The organism is Enterobacter sp. RHBSTW-00318 (genome assembly GCF_014101375.1).
In the GTDB taxonomy this organism is placed as follows: domain Bacteria; phylum Pseudomonadota; class Gammaproteobacteria; order Enterobacterales; family Enterobacteriaceae; genus Enterobacter; species Enterobacter ludwigii.
This window is the reverse complement of record NZ_JABXQH010000001.1, coordinates 3,432,643-3,448,450: the sequence shown is the minus strand read 5'-3', so window position 1 is coordinate 3,448,450 and position 15,808 is coordinate 3,432,643. Positions and strand designations below refer to the sequence as shown.

The 15,808-nt window shown below is 53.1% G+C and carries 13 protein-coding genes; 4 read left to right on the top strand and 9 right to left on the bottom strand.

Annotated elements, in window-relative coordinates; genetic code table 11:
• The first annotated feature begins 558 nt into the window (after positions 1-558).
• Positions 559-5,019, top strand: a complete 4,461-nt coding sequence (gene gltB / locus HV157_RS17055) for a glutamate synthase large subunit (RefSeq protein ID WP_182269132.1) — start codon at positions 559-561, stop codon at positions 5,017-5,019.
• A gap of 9 nt (positions 5,020-5,028) precedes the next feature.
• Positions 5,029-6,447, top strand: coding sequence for a glutamate synthase small subunit (locus tag HV157_RS17050; RefSeq protein ID WP_020883515.1), 1,419 nt, complete (start codon positions 5,029-5,031; stop codon positions 6,445-6,447).
• A 105-nt stretch (positions 6,448-6,552) separates the two neighbouring features.
• Here HV157_RS17050 and HV157_RS17045 read toward each other — a convergent pair whose 3' ends face one another.
• From HV157_RS17045 to sspA, 6 genes are all read right to left on the bottom strand, one after another.
• Positions 6,553-7,113, bottom strand: a complete 561-nt coding sequence (locus HV157_RS17045; RefSeq protein ID WP_079231638.1) for a hypothetical protein — start codon at positions 7,111-7,113, stop codon at positions 6,553-6,555.
• Positions 7,110-9,530 (bottom strand): fimbrial biogenesis usher protein, encoded by a 2,421-nt coding sequence (locus HV157_RS17040; RefSeq protein ID WP_079231637.1) that lies wholly within the window; start codon positions 9,528-9,530, stop codon positions 7,110-7,112. The genes HV157_RS17045 and HV157_RS17040 overlap by 4 nt, the downstream gene beginning before the upstream one ends.
• Before the next feature lie 9 nt (positions 9,531-9,539).
• Positions 9,540-10,244: a fimbria/pilus chaperone family protein gene (locus tag HV157_RS17035; RefSeq protein WP_014171838.1), complete on the bottom strand. Its 705-nt coding sequence runs from the start codon at positions 10,242-10,244 to the stop codon at positions 9,540-9,542.
• A gap of 120 nt (positions 10,245-10,364) precedes the next feature.
• Entirely contained in the window at positions 10,365-11,048 is a 684-nt protein-coding gene (locus HV157_RS17030; RefSeq protein ID WP_032679063.1) for a DUF1120 domain-containing protein, read from the bottom strand.
• A 379-nt stretch (positions 11,049-11,427) separates the two neighbouring features.
• Positions 11,428-11,919, bottom strand: a complete 492-nt coding sequence (gene sspB, locus HV157_RS17025) for a ClpXP protease specificity-enhancing factor (protein ID WP_025202910.1) — start codon at positions 11,917-11,919, stop codon at positions 11,428-11,430.
• Positions 11,920-11,924: 5 nt separating this feature from the next.
• On the bottom strand, positions 11,925-12,563 hold the full coding sequence (gene sspA, locus HV157_RS17020) for a stringent starvation protein SspA (protein ID WP_014071978.1): 639 nt from the start codon (positions 12,561-12,563) through the stop codon (positions 11,925-11,927).
• Here sspA and HV157_RS17015 point away from each other — a divergent pair.
• Positions 12,562-12,864 (top strand): hypothetical protein, encoded by a 303-nt coding sequence (locus HV157_RS17015; protein WP_182268740.1) that lies wholly within the window; start codon positions 12,562-12,564, stop codon positions 12,862-12,864. The genes sspA and HV157_RS17015 overlap by 2 nt on opposite strands.
• Before the next feature lie 11 nt (positions 12,865-12,875).
• Here the strand turns inward: HV157_RS17015 and rpsI are convergent, their stop codons facing one another.
• The 3 genes from rpsI to zapE form a co-directional block, all read right to left on the bottom strand.
• Positions 12,876-13,268 carry a 30S ribosomal protein S9 gene (gene rpsI / locus HV157_RS17010; protein ID WP_003860436.1) on the bottom strand — a complete coding sequence of 131 codons (393 nt, stop codon included), beginning with the start codon at positions 13,266-13,268 and terminating at the stop codon, positions 12,876-12,878.
• 15 nt (positions 13,269-13,283) lie between these two features.
• Positions 13,284-13,712: a 50S ribosomal protein L13 gene (gene rplM / locus HV157_RS17005; protein ID WP_003860434.1), complete on the bottom strand. Its 429-nt coding sequence runs from the start codon at positions 13,710-13,712 to the stop codon at positions 13,284-13,286.
• A 289-nt stretch (positions 13,713-14,001) separates the two neighbouring features.
• A complete protein-coding gene (gene zapE / locus HV157_RS17000; protein WP_032680185.1) occupies positions 14,002-15,126 on the bottom strand; it encodes a cell division protein ZapE in 1,125 nt (374 codons plus the stop codon).
• 189 nt (positions 15,127-15,315) lie between these two features.
• Between zapE and zapG the strand changes: the two genes are divergently transcribed.
• Positions 15,316-15,714 (top strand): Z-ring associated protein ZapG, encoded by a 399-nt coding sequence (zapG, locus tag HV157_RS16995; RefSeq protein ID WP_014171843.1) that lies wholly within the window; start codon positions 15,316-15,318, stop codon positions 15,712-15,714.
• The last annotated feature ends 94 nt before the right edge of the window (positions 15,715-15,808 follow it).

Genomic DNA, 15,808 nt, shown 5'->3' with positions numbered 1-15,808 from the left:
ATTTCATTCACGCCAGTTGTGATTACTTTTCCTTATGTTCTGATTGTTTTTTTCACTTATAGCGTCAGCACTGAAAAACAGTGACTTTATGCGGGTTTGCATTTCATCGTAGAGAATTATTCTGCTAAAAAACGGCTATTCAGCACGCTACATCGATAATACCGCTTTCATATAGTGAGTCAGATCACACTCCGCTGCGTCTCACCACAGCTTACAAACGTTGTAAATAGAGTTGAATTTCTTTTATATACAAATAGTTAATAGCTCTTTAGCACATTTTTGTATAAATAAGATTGCCATTTGACCTGTGTACCAATTCCCGATAAGTTGGAAATCCGCTGGAAGCTTTCTGGATGAGCAGCCTGCTCATCATATTTATGCAGTAATTGAGATTCCCTCTGAAGCAAGTCCTCAAACTTGTTTACCTGCGCGAAAGGATGAAAAAGAGGGCGAATGCGAGGTACGCGTATGAAACGCAAACCCCGTCGCCATGCTCTTTCTGTGCCTGTGCGCCACGGTTCAGTGGGAAGCCCGACGAGCCTGGGGAGGTTCACTGATATGTTGTACGATAAATCCCTTGAGAAGGATAACTGTGGTTTCGGCCTGATCGCCCACATAGAAGGCGAACCTAGCCACAAGGTAGTGCGTACTGCTATTCACGCACTGGCCCGCATGCAGCACCGTGGTGCCATCCTTGCTGATGGTAAAACCGGCGACGGTTGCGGTCTGCTGCTGCAAAAACCGGATCGTTTCTTCCGTATCGTTGCGGAAGAGCGCGGCTGGCGTTTAGCCAAAAACTACGCTGTCGGTATGCTGTTCCTGAATCAGGATCCTGAAAAAGCTGCCACCTCACGCCGCATCGTCGAAGAAGAACTTCAACGTGAAACCCTGTCTATTGTTGGCTGGCGCGATGTGCCAACCAACGAAGGGGTACTCGGCGAAATCGCCCTCTCCTCGCTGCCTCGAATTGAACAGATTTTTGTTAATGCCCCTGCGGGCTGGCGTCCGCGTGATATGGAACGCCGTCTGTTTATCGCCCGTCGTCGCATTGAAAAACGTCTCCAGGACGACAAAGAGTTCTACGTCTGTAGCCTCTCTAACCTGGTGAACATCTATAAAGGTCTGTGTATGCCGGCTGACCTGCCGCGCTTCTACCTGGACCTGGCGGACCTGCGTCTGGAATCGGCCATCTGCCTCTTCCACCAGCGCTTCTCCACCAACACCGTCCCTCGCTGGCCGCTGGCGCAGCCGTTCCGCTACCTGGCGCACAACGGCGAGATCAATACCATTACGGGTAACCGCCAGTGGGCGCGTGCTCGTACCTATAAGTTCCAGACGCCACTGATCCCTGACCTGCATGATGCCGCGCCGTTCGTTAACGAAACCGGCTCTGACTCCAGCTCCATGGATAACATGCTGGAGCTGCTGCTGGCAGGCGGTATGGATATCGTGCGCGCCATGCGTCTGCTCGTGCCACCGGCATGGCAGAACAACCCGGATATGGATCCAGAGCTGCGCGCGTTCTTCGACTTTAACTCCATGCACATGGAGCCGTGGGATGGCCCGGCGGGCATCGTTATGTCCGACGGTCGCTTTGCTGCCTGTAACCTGGACCGTAACGGTCTGCGTCCGGCACGCTACGTCATCACCAAAGATAAGCTCATCACCTGCGCCTCTGAAGTCGGTATCTGGGATTACCAGCCTGACGAAGTGGTTGAGAAAGGCCGCGTTGGCCCGGGCGAGCTGATGGTTATCGACACCCGCGGTGGGCGCATTCTGCACTCTGCTGAAACCGATAACGATCTGAAGGGCCGCCATCCGTACAAAGAGTGGATGGAGAAAAACGTTCGTCGCCTGGTGCCATTCGAAGATCTGCCGGATGAAGAAGTGGGCAGTCGTGAGCTGGACGACGATACGCTCGCCAGCTTCCAGAAACAGTTTAACTACAGCGCCGAAGAGCTGGATTCCGTGATCCGCGTACTCGGTGAAAATGGCCAGGAAGCGGTCGGCTCCATGGGTGACGATACCCCGTTTGCCGTGCTCTCCAGCCAGCCACGCATCATTTATGATTACTTCCGTCAGCAGTTTGCGCAGGTGACCAACCCGCCAATCGATCCGCTGCGTGAAGCACACGTGATGTCACTGGCCACCAGCATCGGTCGCGAGATGAACGTCTTCTGCGAAGCTGAAGGCCAGGCGCACCGCCTGACCTTTAAATCGCCGATCCTGCTGTACTCTGATTTCAAACAGCTCACCACCCTGAAAGAGGATCACTACCGCGCCGACACGCTCGATATCACTTTCGACGTGACCGAAGCGACCCTCGAAGAGACGGTGAATGCGCTGTGTGACAAAGCGGAACAGATGGTGCGTAACGGTACCGTTCTGCTGGTGCTCTCTGACCGCAATATTGCGAAAAACCGTCTGCCGGTACCGGCCCCAATGGCGGTAGGTGCTATCCAGACGCGTCTGGTCGATAAGAGCCTGCGCTGCGACGCCAACATCATTGTTGAAACCGCCAGCGCCCGCGATCCGCACCACTTTGCCGTGCTGTTAGGCTTTGGTGCGACGGCTATTTACCCGTACCTGGCCTACGAAACGCTGGCGCGTCTCGTGGATACCCGTGCTATCGACAAAGATTACCGCACGGTGATGCTGAACTACCGTAACGGCATCAACAAAGGCCTGTACAAAATCATGTCCAAAATGGGCATCTCGACCATCGCCTCCTACCGCTGCTCGAAGCTGTTTGAAGCGGTCGGTCTGCATGACGACGTGGCGACACTTTGCTTCCAGGGTGTTATCAGCCGTATCGGCGGTGCCGGATTCGCTGACTTCCAGCAGGATCTGATGAACCTGTCGAAACGCGCCTGGCTGGCACGTAAGCCGCTGGATCAAGGTGGTCTGCTGAAGTATGTCCACGGCGGTGAATATCACGCTTATAACCCGGACGTGGTGCGTACGCTGCAACAGGCCGTTCAGAGCGGCGAGTACAGCGATTACCAGCAGTATGCTGAACTGGTGAACAGCCGTCCGGCGGCGACGCTGCGCGACCTGCTGGCGCTGAACCCGGGTGATGAAGCCGTCAGCATTGACGACGTTGAGCCTGCCACTGAACTGTTTAAACGCTTTGACACCGCGGCAATGTCCATCGGTGCGCTCAGCCCGGAAGCTCACGAAGCGCTGGCTGAAGCGATGAACAGCATCGGCGGCAATTCAAACTCCGGTGAAGGTGGTGAAGACCCTGCCCGTTATGGCACCAACAAAGTCTCACGTATCAAGCAGGTTGCATCCGGTCGCTTTGGCGTCACGCCAGCGTATCTGGTTAACGCCGACGTGATTCAGATTAAAGTCGCTCAGGGTGCAAAACCGGGCGAAGGCGGCCAGTTACCGGGTGATAAAGTCACGCCGTATATCGCCAAATTACGCTACTCCGTACCGGGTGTGACGCTGATTTCTCCGCCACCGCATCACGATATTTACTCTATCGAGGATCTGGCGCAGCTGATTTTCGACCTGAAACAGGTCAACCCGAAAGCGATGATCTCCGTGAAGCTGGTTTCCGAACCGGGCGTTGGCACCATCGCGACCGGTGTGGCAAAAGCCTATGCGGACCTGATCACCATCGCCGGTTATGACGGTGGTACCGGGGCAAGCCCACTCTCCTCCGTGAAATACGCGGGCTGTCCGTGGGAGCTTGGCCTGGTGGAAACCCAGCAGGCGCTGGTGGCTAACGGTCTGCGTCATAAGATCCGTCTGCAGGTGGATGGCGGCCTGAAAACCGGCCTCGACATCATCAAGGCGGCGATTCTGGGTGCGGAAAGCTTTGGTTTCGGCACGGGCCCTATGGTCGCGCTCGGCTGTAAATACCTGCGTATTTGCCACCTGAACAACTGTGCTACCGGTGTTGCAACCCAGGACGAGAAGCTGCGTAAGAACCATTACCACGGCCTGCCGTTCAAAGTGACGAACTACTTTGATTTCATCGCCCGCGAAACCCGTGAGCTGATGGCACAGCTGGGCGTGAAACGCCTGGTGGATCTGATTGGCCGTACCGACCTGCTCAAAGAGCTGGAAGGTTTCACCGCCAAACAGCAGAAGCTGGAGCTGTCTAAGTTGCTGGAAACTGCCGAGCCACATCCTGGCAAAGCGGTCTACTGCACCGAGAACAACCCGCCGTTCGACAATGGCGTGCTGAACGCGCAGCTGCTGCAGCAAGCGAAGCCGTATGTGGATGACAAGCAGAGCAAAACGTTCTGGTTTGATATTCGCAACACTGACCGTTCTGTCGGTGCATCGCTTTCCGGTTACATCGCGCAAACGCACGGTGACCAGGGCCTGGCGGCCGACCCGATTACCGCGCACTTCAGCGGTACCGCGGGTCAGAGCTTCGGCGTGTGGAACGCCGGCGGCGTTGAACTGTATCTGACCGGTGATGCCAACGACTATGTCGGTAAAGGCATGGCGGGTGGTCTGCTGGCGGTGCGTCCGCCGGTCGGTTCAGCCTTCCGTAGCTGCGATGCCAGCATCATCGGTAACACCTGTCTGTACGGCGCGACCGGCGGTCGTCTGTTTGCAGCAGGTCGTGCAGGTGAACGTTTTGCCGTACGTAACTCCGGTGCCATCACCGTGGTTGAAGGTATCGGTGATAACGGTTGTGAATACATGACGGGCGGGATTGTGTGCGTCCTGGGTAAAACCGGCGTGAACTTTGGCGCAGGCATGACGGGCGGTTTTGCTTACGTCCTGGATGAAGACGGTGAGTTCCGCAAACGCGTGAACCCTGAACTGGTGGAAGTGCTGGACGTTGAAACGCTGGCTATCCACGAAGAACACCTGCGCGGTTTGATTACCGAACACGTGCAGCATACCGGTTCTTCGCGCGGCGAAGAGATCCTGGCCAACTGGCCGGCGTTCTCTGCGAAATTCGCGCTGGTTAAACCGAAGTCCAGCGATGTTAAAGCCCTGTTGGGTCACCGTAGTCGTAGCGCAGCAGAGCTGCGTGTGCAGGCGCAGTAAGGAATTCAGATGAGCCAGAACGTATACCAGTTTATCGACCTGCAGCGTGTTGATCCGCCAAAGAAACCGCTGAAGATCCGTAAAATTGAATTTGTAGAAATCTATGAGCCGTTTTCAGAAGGCCAGGCCAAAGCACAGGCAGACCGCTGCCTGTCCTGCGGTAACCCTTACTGCGAATGGAAATGTCCGGTCCATAACTACATCCCGAACTGGCTGAAACTGGCCAACGAAGGACGTATTTTTGAAGCTGCCGAGCTGTCTCACCAGACAAACACCCTGCCGGAAGTGTGCGGCCGCGTGTGTCCTCAGGACCGTCTGTGTGAAGGTTCCTGTACGCTGAACGACGAATTTGGCGCGGTGACCATCGGTAATATCGAACGCTATATCAACGATAAAGCCTTCGAAATGGGCTGGCGTCCGGATATGACCGGCGTGAAGCAAACCGACAAGCGTGTGGCGATCATCGGTGCGGGCCCGGCGGGCCTGGCCTGTGCGGACGTACTGACCCGTAACGGCGTGAAGGCCGTGGTCTTTGACCGCCATCCGGAAATCGGCGGTCTGCTGACCTTCGGTATTCCGGCCTTTAAGCTGGAAAAAGAGGTCATGACCCGCCGCCGTGAAATCTTCACCGGTATGGGCATTGAGTTCAAACTGAACGTGGAAGTCGGTCGCGACGTGCAGCTCGACGACCTGCTGAAGGATTACGACGCCGTCTTCCTGGGCGTGGGAACCTATCAGTCCATGCGCGGTGGTCTGGAAAACGAAGAGGCGCCGGGCGTATTCGACGCACTGCCGTTCCTGATTGCCAATACCAAACAGATCATGGGCTATGGCGAAACCGCCGATGAGCCGTATGTCAGCATGGAAGGCAAACGCGTGGTGGTGCTGGGCGGGGGTGATACCGCGATGGACTGCGTGCGTACCTCCATTCGCCAGAATGCGGCACACGTGATCTGCGCCTATCGCCGTGACGAAGAGAACATGCCGGGCTCTAAACGCGAAGTGAAAAACGCGCGTGAAGAGGGCGTGGAATTCCAGTTCAACATCCAGCCTCTGGGTATTGAAGTGAATGCCAACGGCAAAGTGAGCGGCGTGAAAATGGCGCGCACTGAGATGGGTGCGCCGGATGCGAAAGGTCGTCGTCGCGCAGAGATCGTGGCAGGTTCCGAGCATGTGATCCCGGCCGATGCCGTAGTAATGGCGTTCGGTTTCCGTCCTCACAGCATGGAGTGGCTGGCGAAGCACAGCGTAGAGCTGGACTCTCAGGGTCGTGTTATTGCGCCGGAAGGCAACGAAAACGCGTTCCAGACCAGCAACCCGAAAATCTTTGCTGGCGGTGATATCGTTCGCGGTTCCGACCTGGTCGTTACCGCGATTGCCGAAGGCCGTAAAGCCGCTGACGGTATTCTGAACTACCTGGAAGTGTAAGAAATAAGCCGGATGGCAAATACCATCCGGCTTTTTTTATGCGGTTAACCACCGTTGATTTTCCCCCTGCAACTCCGCTTTTCTGTGGTGCCGCAAAAAGAAGGGTTACTTCGTCAATAAGCTCCAGGTCAAATCACTTTCCAGCGTAGTTTGATCTGTCAGATGGCTGAACGCGCTTTCATTGAGAACCGGTGAGAGCGTTACGTTGAAACTCATCTGCTGGCCGGAAGGGACCTGGTTATTCTCAAGCGCAATCACCGCCTCGTTATTACGCAGATAGAACGGCGTCGGTGTACCGTTTTCAGGCGTAAAATTCAGCTGATCGACCGTTTTACCCACGATGTAACTTTTGCCATCGACGGTCATGTTGTCAATTTTGACTGCGACACCGCCGGACTGCCCAAAAAGAAACCGCCCCTTATCTCCCGCTGTACCGCGCAGTATCACCGCCATCTGCTGAGACTGAGGGCAAAAAACGTTTACCGTGATGTCACGATCGGCCATTTTATGCCAGTCCTGCTGCGTCGTTTCGACCGTATCCCGGCGCATCTCATGATAATCCACCACCGGCTGTGAGAGGCTGAGCTGGCACTCCTCAGCATGGGTTATTCCTGTCACGCCGAGCATCAGCAAGGCCACTAAGCCCGATAAGTGTCGACTGTTCATCGGCAGACTCCGTTCACTTCTTCATAGAAGGCATTTTCGTCACGCTTATCAGCCAGGGTGTAATCAATCTTACACAGTCGGTTATTGTCACCGTCTAGCGCGTAGAGCGCGCTCAGCTGATCGGCATCGTTAATAAAGACGTGGCCATCATCAACCGTGGTCACGATATAGTTACCTTTCTCATCAACAATCGAGATCCCTTTACTCAGGGGCTGACCGTCAGCCTGCTTAACGCTTAGCATGACGCGGCGGCTGTTGAGTACTTTGAAATCAATCTCGCTGACCGAGGCATGGCCTGCGGCAATATATTTCGTGCCGTTAGCCAGCGTCATACTCTGCGGCAGCTTATTAGCATCAATTTCTATGCGGGAGTTATGCCATTCGTTGAGTGAAGGTACCACGGCCTGGCCCCATGGATCGGTCCAGACGGTACCTTGCGGAGTGGAGATTTCAACGCCGCTCTTCTTCTCGCTCAGTCTGGCAATCGCGAAGGTGTCCTGAATCGTATACGGCGAGAAAGTCACACCCTCTTTATGCATGGCCACACCACCCGACAATGTCGCATTGTAGTTCCGCTGATTATCCCCACTGGTTCCGCCCCCCACGCTCAGTTGCGTATAGCGCAGGTTAGTGTTGATGTTGCCGTTGAAGCTGTTGTCTTTCGAATCCTGATCGCGATCGGCTGAGATGTAATAGTTCGTGTTGTCTCCCAGCGAGCCGCTGTTAGACGCGCCATAGGAGGTGCTATCACCCTGTTTACGCATATAGGTACTGATGGACTGACTGCCGCCGAGCGGGATGCTCACGTTGACGTAGAACATCTCATTGTCCTGATCGTCATCGACATTACCGACCGCACTTTGCCAGTTCATGGATACTGACGCGTACGTAAAGGTCTTGCCCCATGACAGCAAGAGGTAACGTGAATCTTCACCGTCACCGCTGGTCTGGTTGTAGTTGAACCCTGCGCTAAACACCCCCGCCAGAGGGGAGGAGAAGCGAACGTTGCCGGAATAGGTGTTGTCATATCCCTGATAATCATCGTCCATCGCATCAGCCAGTTCGCGATACTCTCCGCTATAATGCGTCGCACTGCCTGAAAAACCGACGTACTCGTTCAGGATGTAATCACTTTGCAGCTCGGTTTTTACCCCGCTGCTGCTGTCACCAAAGCTCGCATTGCTGACTGCCGCACCCGTTGAAAGGGTCCAGTCATCGCTTATCAGGAACTCTGTCCTGCCGCCTGCCGCCTGATAGTTTTCCGCAGCGGCACCTGAAGCCAGGAGATTCATCCACGGAGAGACACGCCAGCCGTCAGAGATGTTCATCACCAGCGGATCGTTATAGTCGCTGTCGATGCTGCGCACCTGACCTACAGAAAGGGTTAGACCCTGCGGGCGTGAAAGGTTGCGCGCCCTTACCTGAGACGCCGGGACGATGAAACGGTTAGTCGCGCCGTCGGATTCCACCACCGAGACGTCCAGATCCACATTGTTGCGAACCACGGGCACGTCATCCAGCGTGAAGGGGCCGGCTGGCACAAGGGTACTGAAGACCAGTTGACCGTTCTGGCGGATTTCGACACGTGCTTGGGAAGACTGGGCAATACCGGAAACGCTCACGCCAGAGCTTGCTCTCGCCAGACCGCTGGTCGGCATAAACTGAACGCCGGTAATCGGCACCCCGCTCAACACGTTGGACATGGCGTTGATTTCACCCACCTGCATCGTCATTTTTTGCGCGGTAAAGACATGCTCTGCATAGGTGTAAATGCTTTCGGCATTTCGGCTACCGTCGTCATCCGTCAGGATATAACGGCTGCGCAGTGCCCAGTCCATCGTGTTGAATCCGGCTTCCAGGCTGGCCTGAGAGTAGCGGCTGCTGTCATTGTCACCATAGTCGTTATGGGTGCTGAACAATGAATAGTTCAGCAGCGCCGCCGTTCCGCCATGCTGAAAGTTTTTGATATCCGACGACAGACTGTTCACCGCTTCAGCTGGTAGATAGAGTTCAACGGCCTCCTGGTTAGGCAAGGCGTTGATGACGGCTTTAGGATAGTTATCCCGAATATCATGACACTCCTCACCGGACTTTATTGACACAGGCATCAGCCCAGCAAACTCCATGAGATCGTTATCAAAGCAAAGCATGCCGTCTTTGTTGAAACGAACTGCAGCCATTCCTCGTTCTTTCCCGTTGACCTTCACCGAAACGGAGTGGGTTCCGGGTAAAAAGCGCGGTGCTTCTGCGAAGTAATGGTTGAGATCTTTATTCAACCCCAGCGTTTGCATTATCCCCGTGTCGAAGGTGACCTCCCTCGCCAGAACGGATGTTGAATCAAGTAACACCAGAGGTAATGTGCCGCAAAGAATGGCGCGGACACAAAGTGCAAGGCGGCTTTGTTTACTCACCGTCATATCCCTATTTTATTTATTTAATTCCGACGTAAAGCTCGGTACCTCAACGCCATAGCGGCTGGCCGGGAAAAACTTAACGCTGCTGTCACCGCTGACTTTCTTACTCATATCAGCCGTTAGCGTTTCGCCAGGAAGAATGTAGGTTTTGGACAGAGAGGCACTCACACCTGAAGGCAGCAGCATCACGTTCTGCCCAAGACGGACCACATATTTGCTGGGATTGTTCACGGTGACGGACGTGCCGTTTGAGGACCACTTCAGGAACTTCCAGGCATCAGTGACCACACCCAGGGATGCCGGACGAATAAGCACGGGGATATCCTGGCGAATGTTAATGCCAATCTTTATTTTTTTATCATCGTTTTTAGGCGGAATACCGTCGAATGTGACGCGTTTATAATGCTCTACATCCAATGGCTGTTTGTTCTGAAGAATAAAGCGCAGCTGCTGCGTCTGACCTGGCTCAAGACGTACCACCGGCTGCGTTGCAATAAGCTTAAGACCAGTATCGTCCGGCAGGTCAACGACATTCGTATATAAAAGTGAAGGATGCGAATCGGTATTCTTGACGTTAATGGTTCCACTGTGCGTTGCTTCATCAATGATTAACAGACTGGTTTCAGGCACCATGCCTTCTGCATGTACAGCAACACTGGCAGATAATAACGCGGCAGTAATAAGCGTGTTAAATAAAGTGGATTTTAAACAATGCATAATAATATCTCCTTGAAAGCAACAACAGAACAGTCCATGTTTATCGCGCCGTTAAAAAGAGAGTAAATGCAGCGCATTTACTCTCCGGTTAATTAAATTACGTTTACTCGATTAAAAGTCTTACAGATAACGCAGGCTGATAGTCACCTGACCATCAAGCTGGGTGTCATCAGTGATCGCCAGCGTGGTGGTATCCTGGATCGCCAGAGAGGTCACCAGTGGGAAGGTTGCGGTCTGGAACGCCAGTGGAGCCAGGGTGCCAACAGTCGCAACGGTGAAGTCACGATAGTTATCGCCCTGAGTTGTACCGTTGGTGCTCTTCGACCAGTTACCGGTAGCATTCTGCTGGTAAATTGGGTCAACTTTAGCCCCGTCAGCCATTACGCTGTCAGTTTTAACGAACAGCGAGTATGTTCCGATGTTCACTGGTGTTGCACCTGTTGTTTTACCTACACCGTAAGTCTGGCTTTCAGACGAATTAGAACCACCACCAAACATGCCATTCTCAACGGTGAGTTTCGCGTTAGAATCAGCGCGATCGTCAATCATATTCCAGGACACTTTTGTTGCTGCGGTGCAGGTAATAGTCAGATCGATGTCTTTCTGGCCCAGCTGGTTAACTGCCGTTGAGCTTAAACCACCCAAACTAACTGTGCCGTAGTCAACCGTTCCGCCGTTGCTTAACTGAGGCGTACAGGCTGAATTAGTCAGCGTACCTTTGACTTTCAGAACGGCAGTTGGGTTAGCCGCAAAAGCGGATGTCACACAGAGAGAGAGCGCAGTAGCGAGTAAAACCTTTTTCACTTGTTATTCCTTAACATATGAGTAATTGCAATATTAAATACAGCAGGGATAAATAAATTTACCCCATACTGTTTATCGTCATGCTTGAGAGCATGCGTAGATAATATAATCTTTATAAATACAAGCAATTTAGAAAAATTAATTTATGGATTTAGAATAACGTTATCAATAAGTGATATTTATTTATAAGAGTGTATATAGCTTTAAAACAACATATTATATTCAGCGGAGATATAGCTTGAAATTATCCGAACGGTGGGGGCAAGCAAAAAAGAAGGGATGTATATGATTTACTTTATTAAACGTTTTGACATAAAAAGACATAAAAAAATCCAGCTAGTCTGAATAACTAACTGGATAGTCGATAAAAATGCTTTTACTACTTCACAACGCGCAGTGCCGGACGGCCTCCGCGCGGCGGCGGATCGTCATCAGGATCGTCATTGTGATCGGGCTTGTCACCCTCAATGACCGACATCAGCGTTTCGCTTTCGTTTTCCGAAGCGCCGTTTTCGTCATTCAGGCCGACAACATCCTCGTCATAAGCCGCTTCCGGCTCAAACATGGTGCCTGCACCGTTTTCACGCGCATAAATCGCCAGCACCGCAGCCAGCGGTACAGAAACCTGACGCGGCACACCGCCGAAACGCGCGTTAAAGCGCACTTCGTCGTTGGCCAGTTCAAGGTTACCCACCGCGCGCGGCGCGATGTTCAGTACGATCTGCCCGTCACGTGCATATTCCATAGGAACCTGCACGCCCGGCAACGTCACATCCACAACCAGGTGCGGCGTGAGCTGGTTATCCAGCAGCCATTCATAGAAGGCGCGCAGCAGATACGGACGGCGTGGGGTAAGTTGTGACATTTCCACAGTCATTAGCCTCGGCCGAGACGCATTTCACGTTCCGGTTCAGTTAAAGATGCCAGGAAAGAATCGCGTTCAAATACGCGAGTCATGTAGCCCTTCAGCTCTTTCGCGCCCGGACCGCTGAACTCTACGCCCAGGGTTGGCAGACGCCACAGCAACGGCGCCAGGTAGCAATCTACCAGGCTGAACTCATCGCTCAGGAAGAATGGTTTCTGACCAAACACAGGAGCAATCGCCAGCAGCTCTTCACGCAGTTGCTTACGTGCAGCGTCTGCTTCAGAAGAGGAACCGTTGACGATAACGTTCATCAGCGTGTACCAGTCTTTTTCGATACGCTGCATGTACAGGCGGCTTTCACCACGTGCAACAGGGTAAACAGGCATCAGTGGTGGATGCGGGAAACGCTCATCCAGATATTCCATAATGATACGGGATTCCCACAGGGTCAGCTCGCGATCCACCAGCGTCGGTACGCTTTGGCTCGGGTTGAGATCGATCAGATCCTGAGGCGGGTTATCCTTTTCCACATGCTCGATCTCAAAACTGACACCCTTCTCGGCCAGCACGATACGAACCTGATGGCTATAAATGTCAGTAGGACCAGAAAACAGCGTCATTACCGAACGTTTGTTGGCAGCGACAGCCATGAAAACCTCCAGGTATATTCAGAATTTTTACTGCTACCAGCCCAAACAGGGCCAGCCAGATGTTGTATCGCCCATCCCAGAGAAAACACATTGTTCAATAATCGAACAAAAAACGAGTATTCACCGATATTTGGGCAGAAAATTGGATGATAGTTTACCAGATTTTGATGGCTTTGTGGTGAGGGGATTCTGGAAATGTGGAAAAAGAGAAGATATATGCAGTGATGCTGTGGATAACCTGCACATTATCCATAAAAAAAAACCCGCCGAAGCGGGTTTTTCGCCAATCGTTTCTGCGTAAGCAGAAAAGGATTAACGTTTGGAGAACTGTGGACGACGACGTGCTTTACGCAGACCCACTTTCTTACGTTCAACCTGACGAGCGTCACGAGTAACGAAGCCAGCTTTACGCAGTTCAGAACGCAGGGATTCGTCGTACTCCATCAGAGCGCGGGTGATACCGTGACGGATCGCACCTGCCTGACCGGAGATACCACCACCTTTAACGGTGATGTACAGATCCAGTTTTTCTACCATATCAACCAGTTCCAGCGGCTGGCGAACTACCATGCGGGCAGTTTCACGACCGAAGTACTGTTCCAGAGAACGTTGGTTGATTACGATTTTACCACTGCCCGGTTTGATGAACACGCGAGCTGCGGAACTTTTGCGGCGACCAGTGCCGTAGTATTGATTTTCAGCCATTGCCTATAATCCCGATTAGATGTCAAGAACTTGCGGTTGCTGTGCCGCGTGGTTGTGCTCGTTACCTGCGTAAACTTTCAGTTTACGGAACATAGCACGACCCAGCGGGCCTTTTGGCAGCATGCCTTTAACCGCGATTTCAATCACACGCTCAGGACGGCGAGCAATCATCTCTTCAAAGGTCGCTTCTTTGATACCACCGATGTGGCCAGTGTGATGGTAGTACATTTTGTCTGTACGCTTGTTGCCGGTTACAGCAACTTTATCTGCGTTCAGAACGATGATGTAATCACCCGTATCAACGTGCGGAGTGTATTCCGCTTTATGCTTACCGCGCAGGCGACGAGCCAGTTCAGTAGCCAGACGGCCCAGAGTTTTACCGGTCGCGTCAACAACATACCAGTCGCGCTGTACGGTTTCTGGTTTAGCTGTAAAAGTTTTCATTAAAAGCTTACCCAAATAATAAGTTACACGTTGGTGAACACCCAAACGTTTAGTCAGTTGAGGTTCACACGACAAAGTCCGGCAAACCTACCCCTTCGAATAGCTAATGCCGACACATAGAAAGTTTCGGGAAAAAAACCTTCTCGTAACGTGGGGTCGCAAGATTATAGAGAAGTTGAGGTCAAAGATCGACCCTTAAATGTGATTCGAGGCGGGTTTTTCGGGGGTAAGGTTTTTGCGGTCTGCCGCCCTCACCCCCAGCCCCTCTCCCACGGGGAGAAGGTCGCATTTATGGCATATGCTGAAGCTTAAGATACTCCTCGCTTTGCATCTCCTGCAGGCGCGACAGACAGCGCTGGAACTCAAACTTCAGCCGCTCGCCTTTATACACCTCATATAAAGGTACCTCGGCGCTGACCACAAGCTTCACGTGACGCTCATAGAACTCATCGACCAGCGCAATGAAGCGGCGCGCTTCGCTTTCCATCAGCGGCGTCATGACCGGCACGTTGAGCAGCATCACGGTATGGAACAGGCGCGAGAGCGCGATGTAGTCATGCTGACTGCGGGCATCCACACAGAGCGTTGCAAAGGAGACGGCCAGGGTTTGATTTTCGACACCCAGGGTTTGCAGCGGGCGATGGTTAATCTCGAGCTCAGGGGCATGAGCCCGTTTTGCCCCCGCCAGCGCCAGCCACAGTTTATCCATCTGTTGCGTGGTCTCATCGTTTAAGGGAGAGAGCCACAGATGCGCCTGAGTTAAGGTACGCAGGCGGTAATCCACCCCGGCATCAACATTCATGATGTCGCAGTGCTGTTTGATGGCATCAATAGCGGGCAGGAAACGCGCGCGCTGCAGGCCATTGCGGTAAAGCTCATCCGGCGGGATATTCGAGGTCGCCACCAGCGTTATCCCGCGTGCGAACAGCGCTTTCATCAGGCCACCCAGCAGCATGGCGTCGGTAATATCGGAGACAAAAAACTCGTCAAAACAGAGTACGTCCGTTTCCGCCTTGAACCTGTCGGCCACAATCTCCAGCGGATCGCTTTTGCCCTGCAGTGCCGTCAGCTCTTCGTGAACACGCAGCATAAAGCGGTGGAAATGCAGGCGCTGCTTACGGGTACCCGGCAGGCTCAGATAAAAGAGGTCCATCAGCCAGGTTTTCCCGCGCCCGACGCCGCCCCACATATACAAACCGCGCACCGGCGCATGAGTCTGTGGCTCTTTTTTTCCGAGCAACCGCCCCAGAGCCGCCTTCAGCCCACCGCTCTGTTCACTCTCTGCAGGTTTTGCCGTGAGCTCCTGATAAATCGTATCCAGACGATTCACCGCTTCACGCTGAACGTCATCCGGCTGATGTGTACCCTCATTAAGGGCAAGTTGGTATCGCGATGCAGGGGACAGGTTTTGCATAAACGTATTGTTATTCCTTCAAATAATACTCACCAGCAGACGTGACTGATGAAAAAAAGGCCGTTCTACACTACGCGATGATACGTCAGGATTCCACTTCTGCGGAAATAGCGGTTATAGTGGCAATATCAGGCACAGGCAGGAGCCGAGCCAACACCCTACGGAACAACAAGACAACGGGAGAAGTTCATGACCTGGGAATATGCGCTAATCGGTTTAGTCGTCGGCATCGTCATTGGTGCTGTGGCCATGCGTTTCGGTAATCGCAAATTGCGTCAGCAGCAGTCACTGCAGTACGAACTGGAAAAGAACAAAGCCGAACTGGAAGAGTATCGTGAAGAGCTGGTCAGCCACTTTGCCCGTAGCGCCGAGCTGCTGGACAACATGGCGACCGACTATCGTCAGCTCTATCAACATATGGCAAAAAGCTCCAGCAGCCTGCTGCCAGAAATGACCGCGGAATCCAATCCATTCCGTAACCGTCTGGCCGACTCTGAAGCCGGTAACGATCAGGCCCCTGTTCAGATGCCACGCGACTATTCAGATGGCGCGTCCGGCCTGCTGCGCGGCGGTGCAAAACGCGATTAATCGCACAACCTGAATTTATTTTACGGGCGCTGCTATTGCGCCCGTCCTTTCTTCATGACCCCAGCTATTATTGAGTAAGCACTTCATTGTTCAG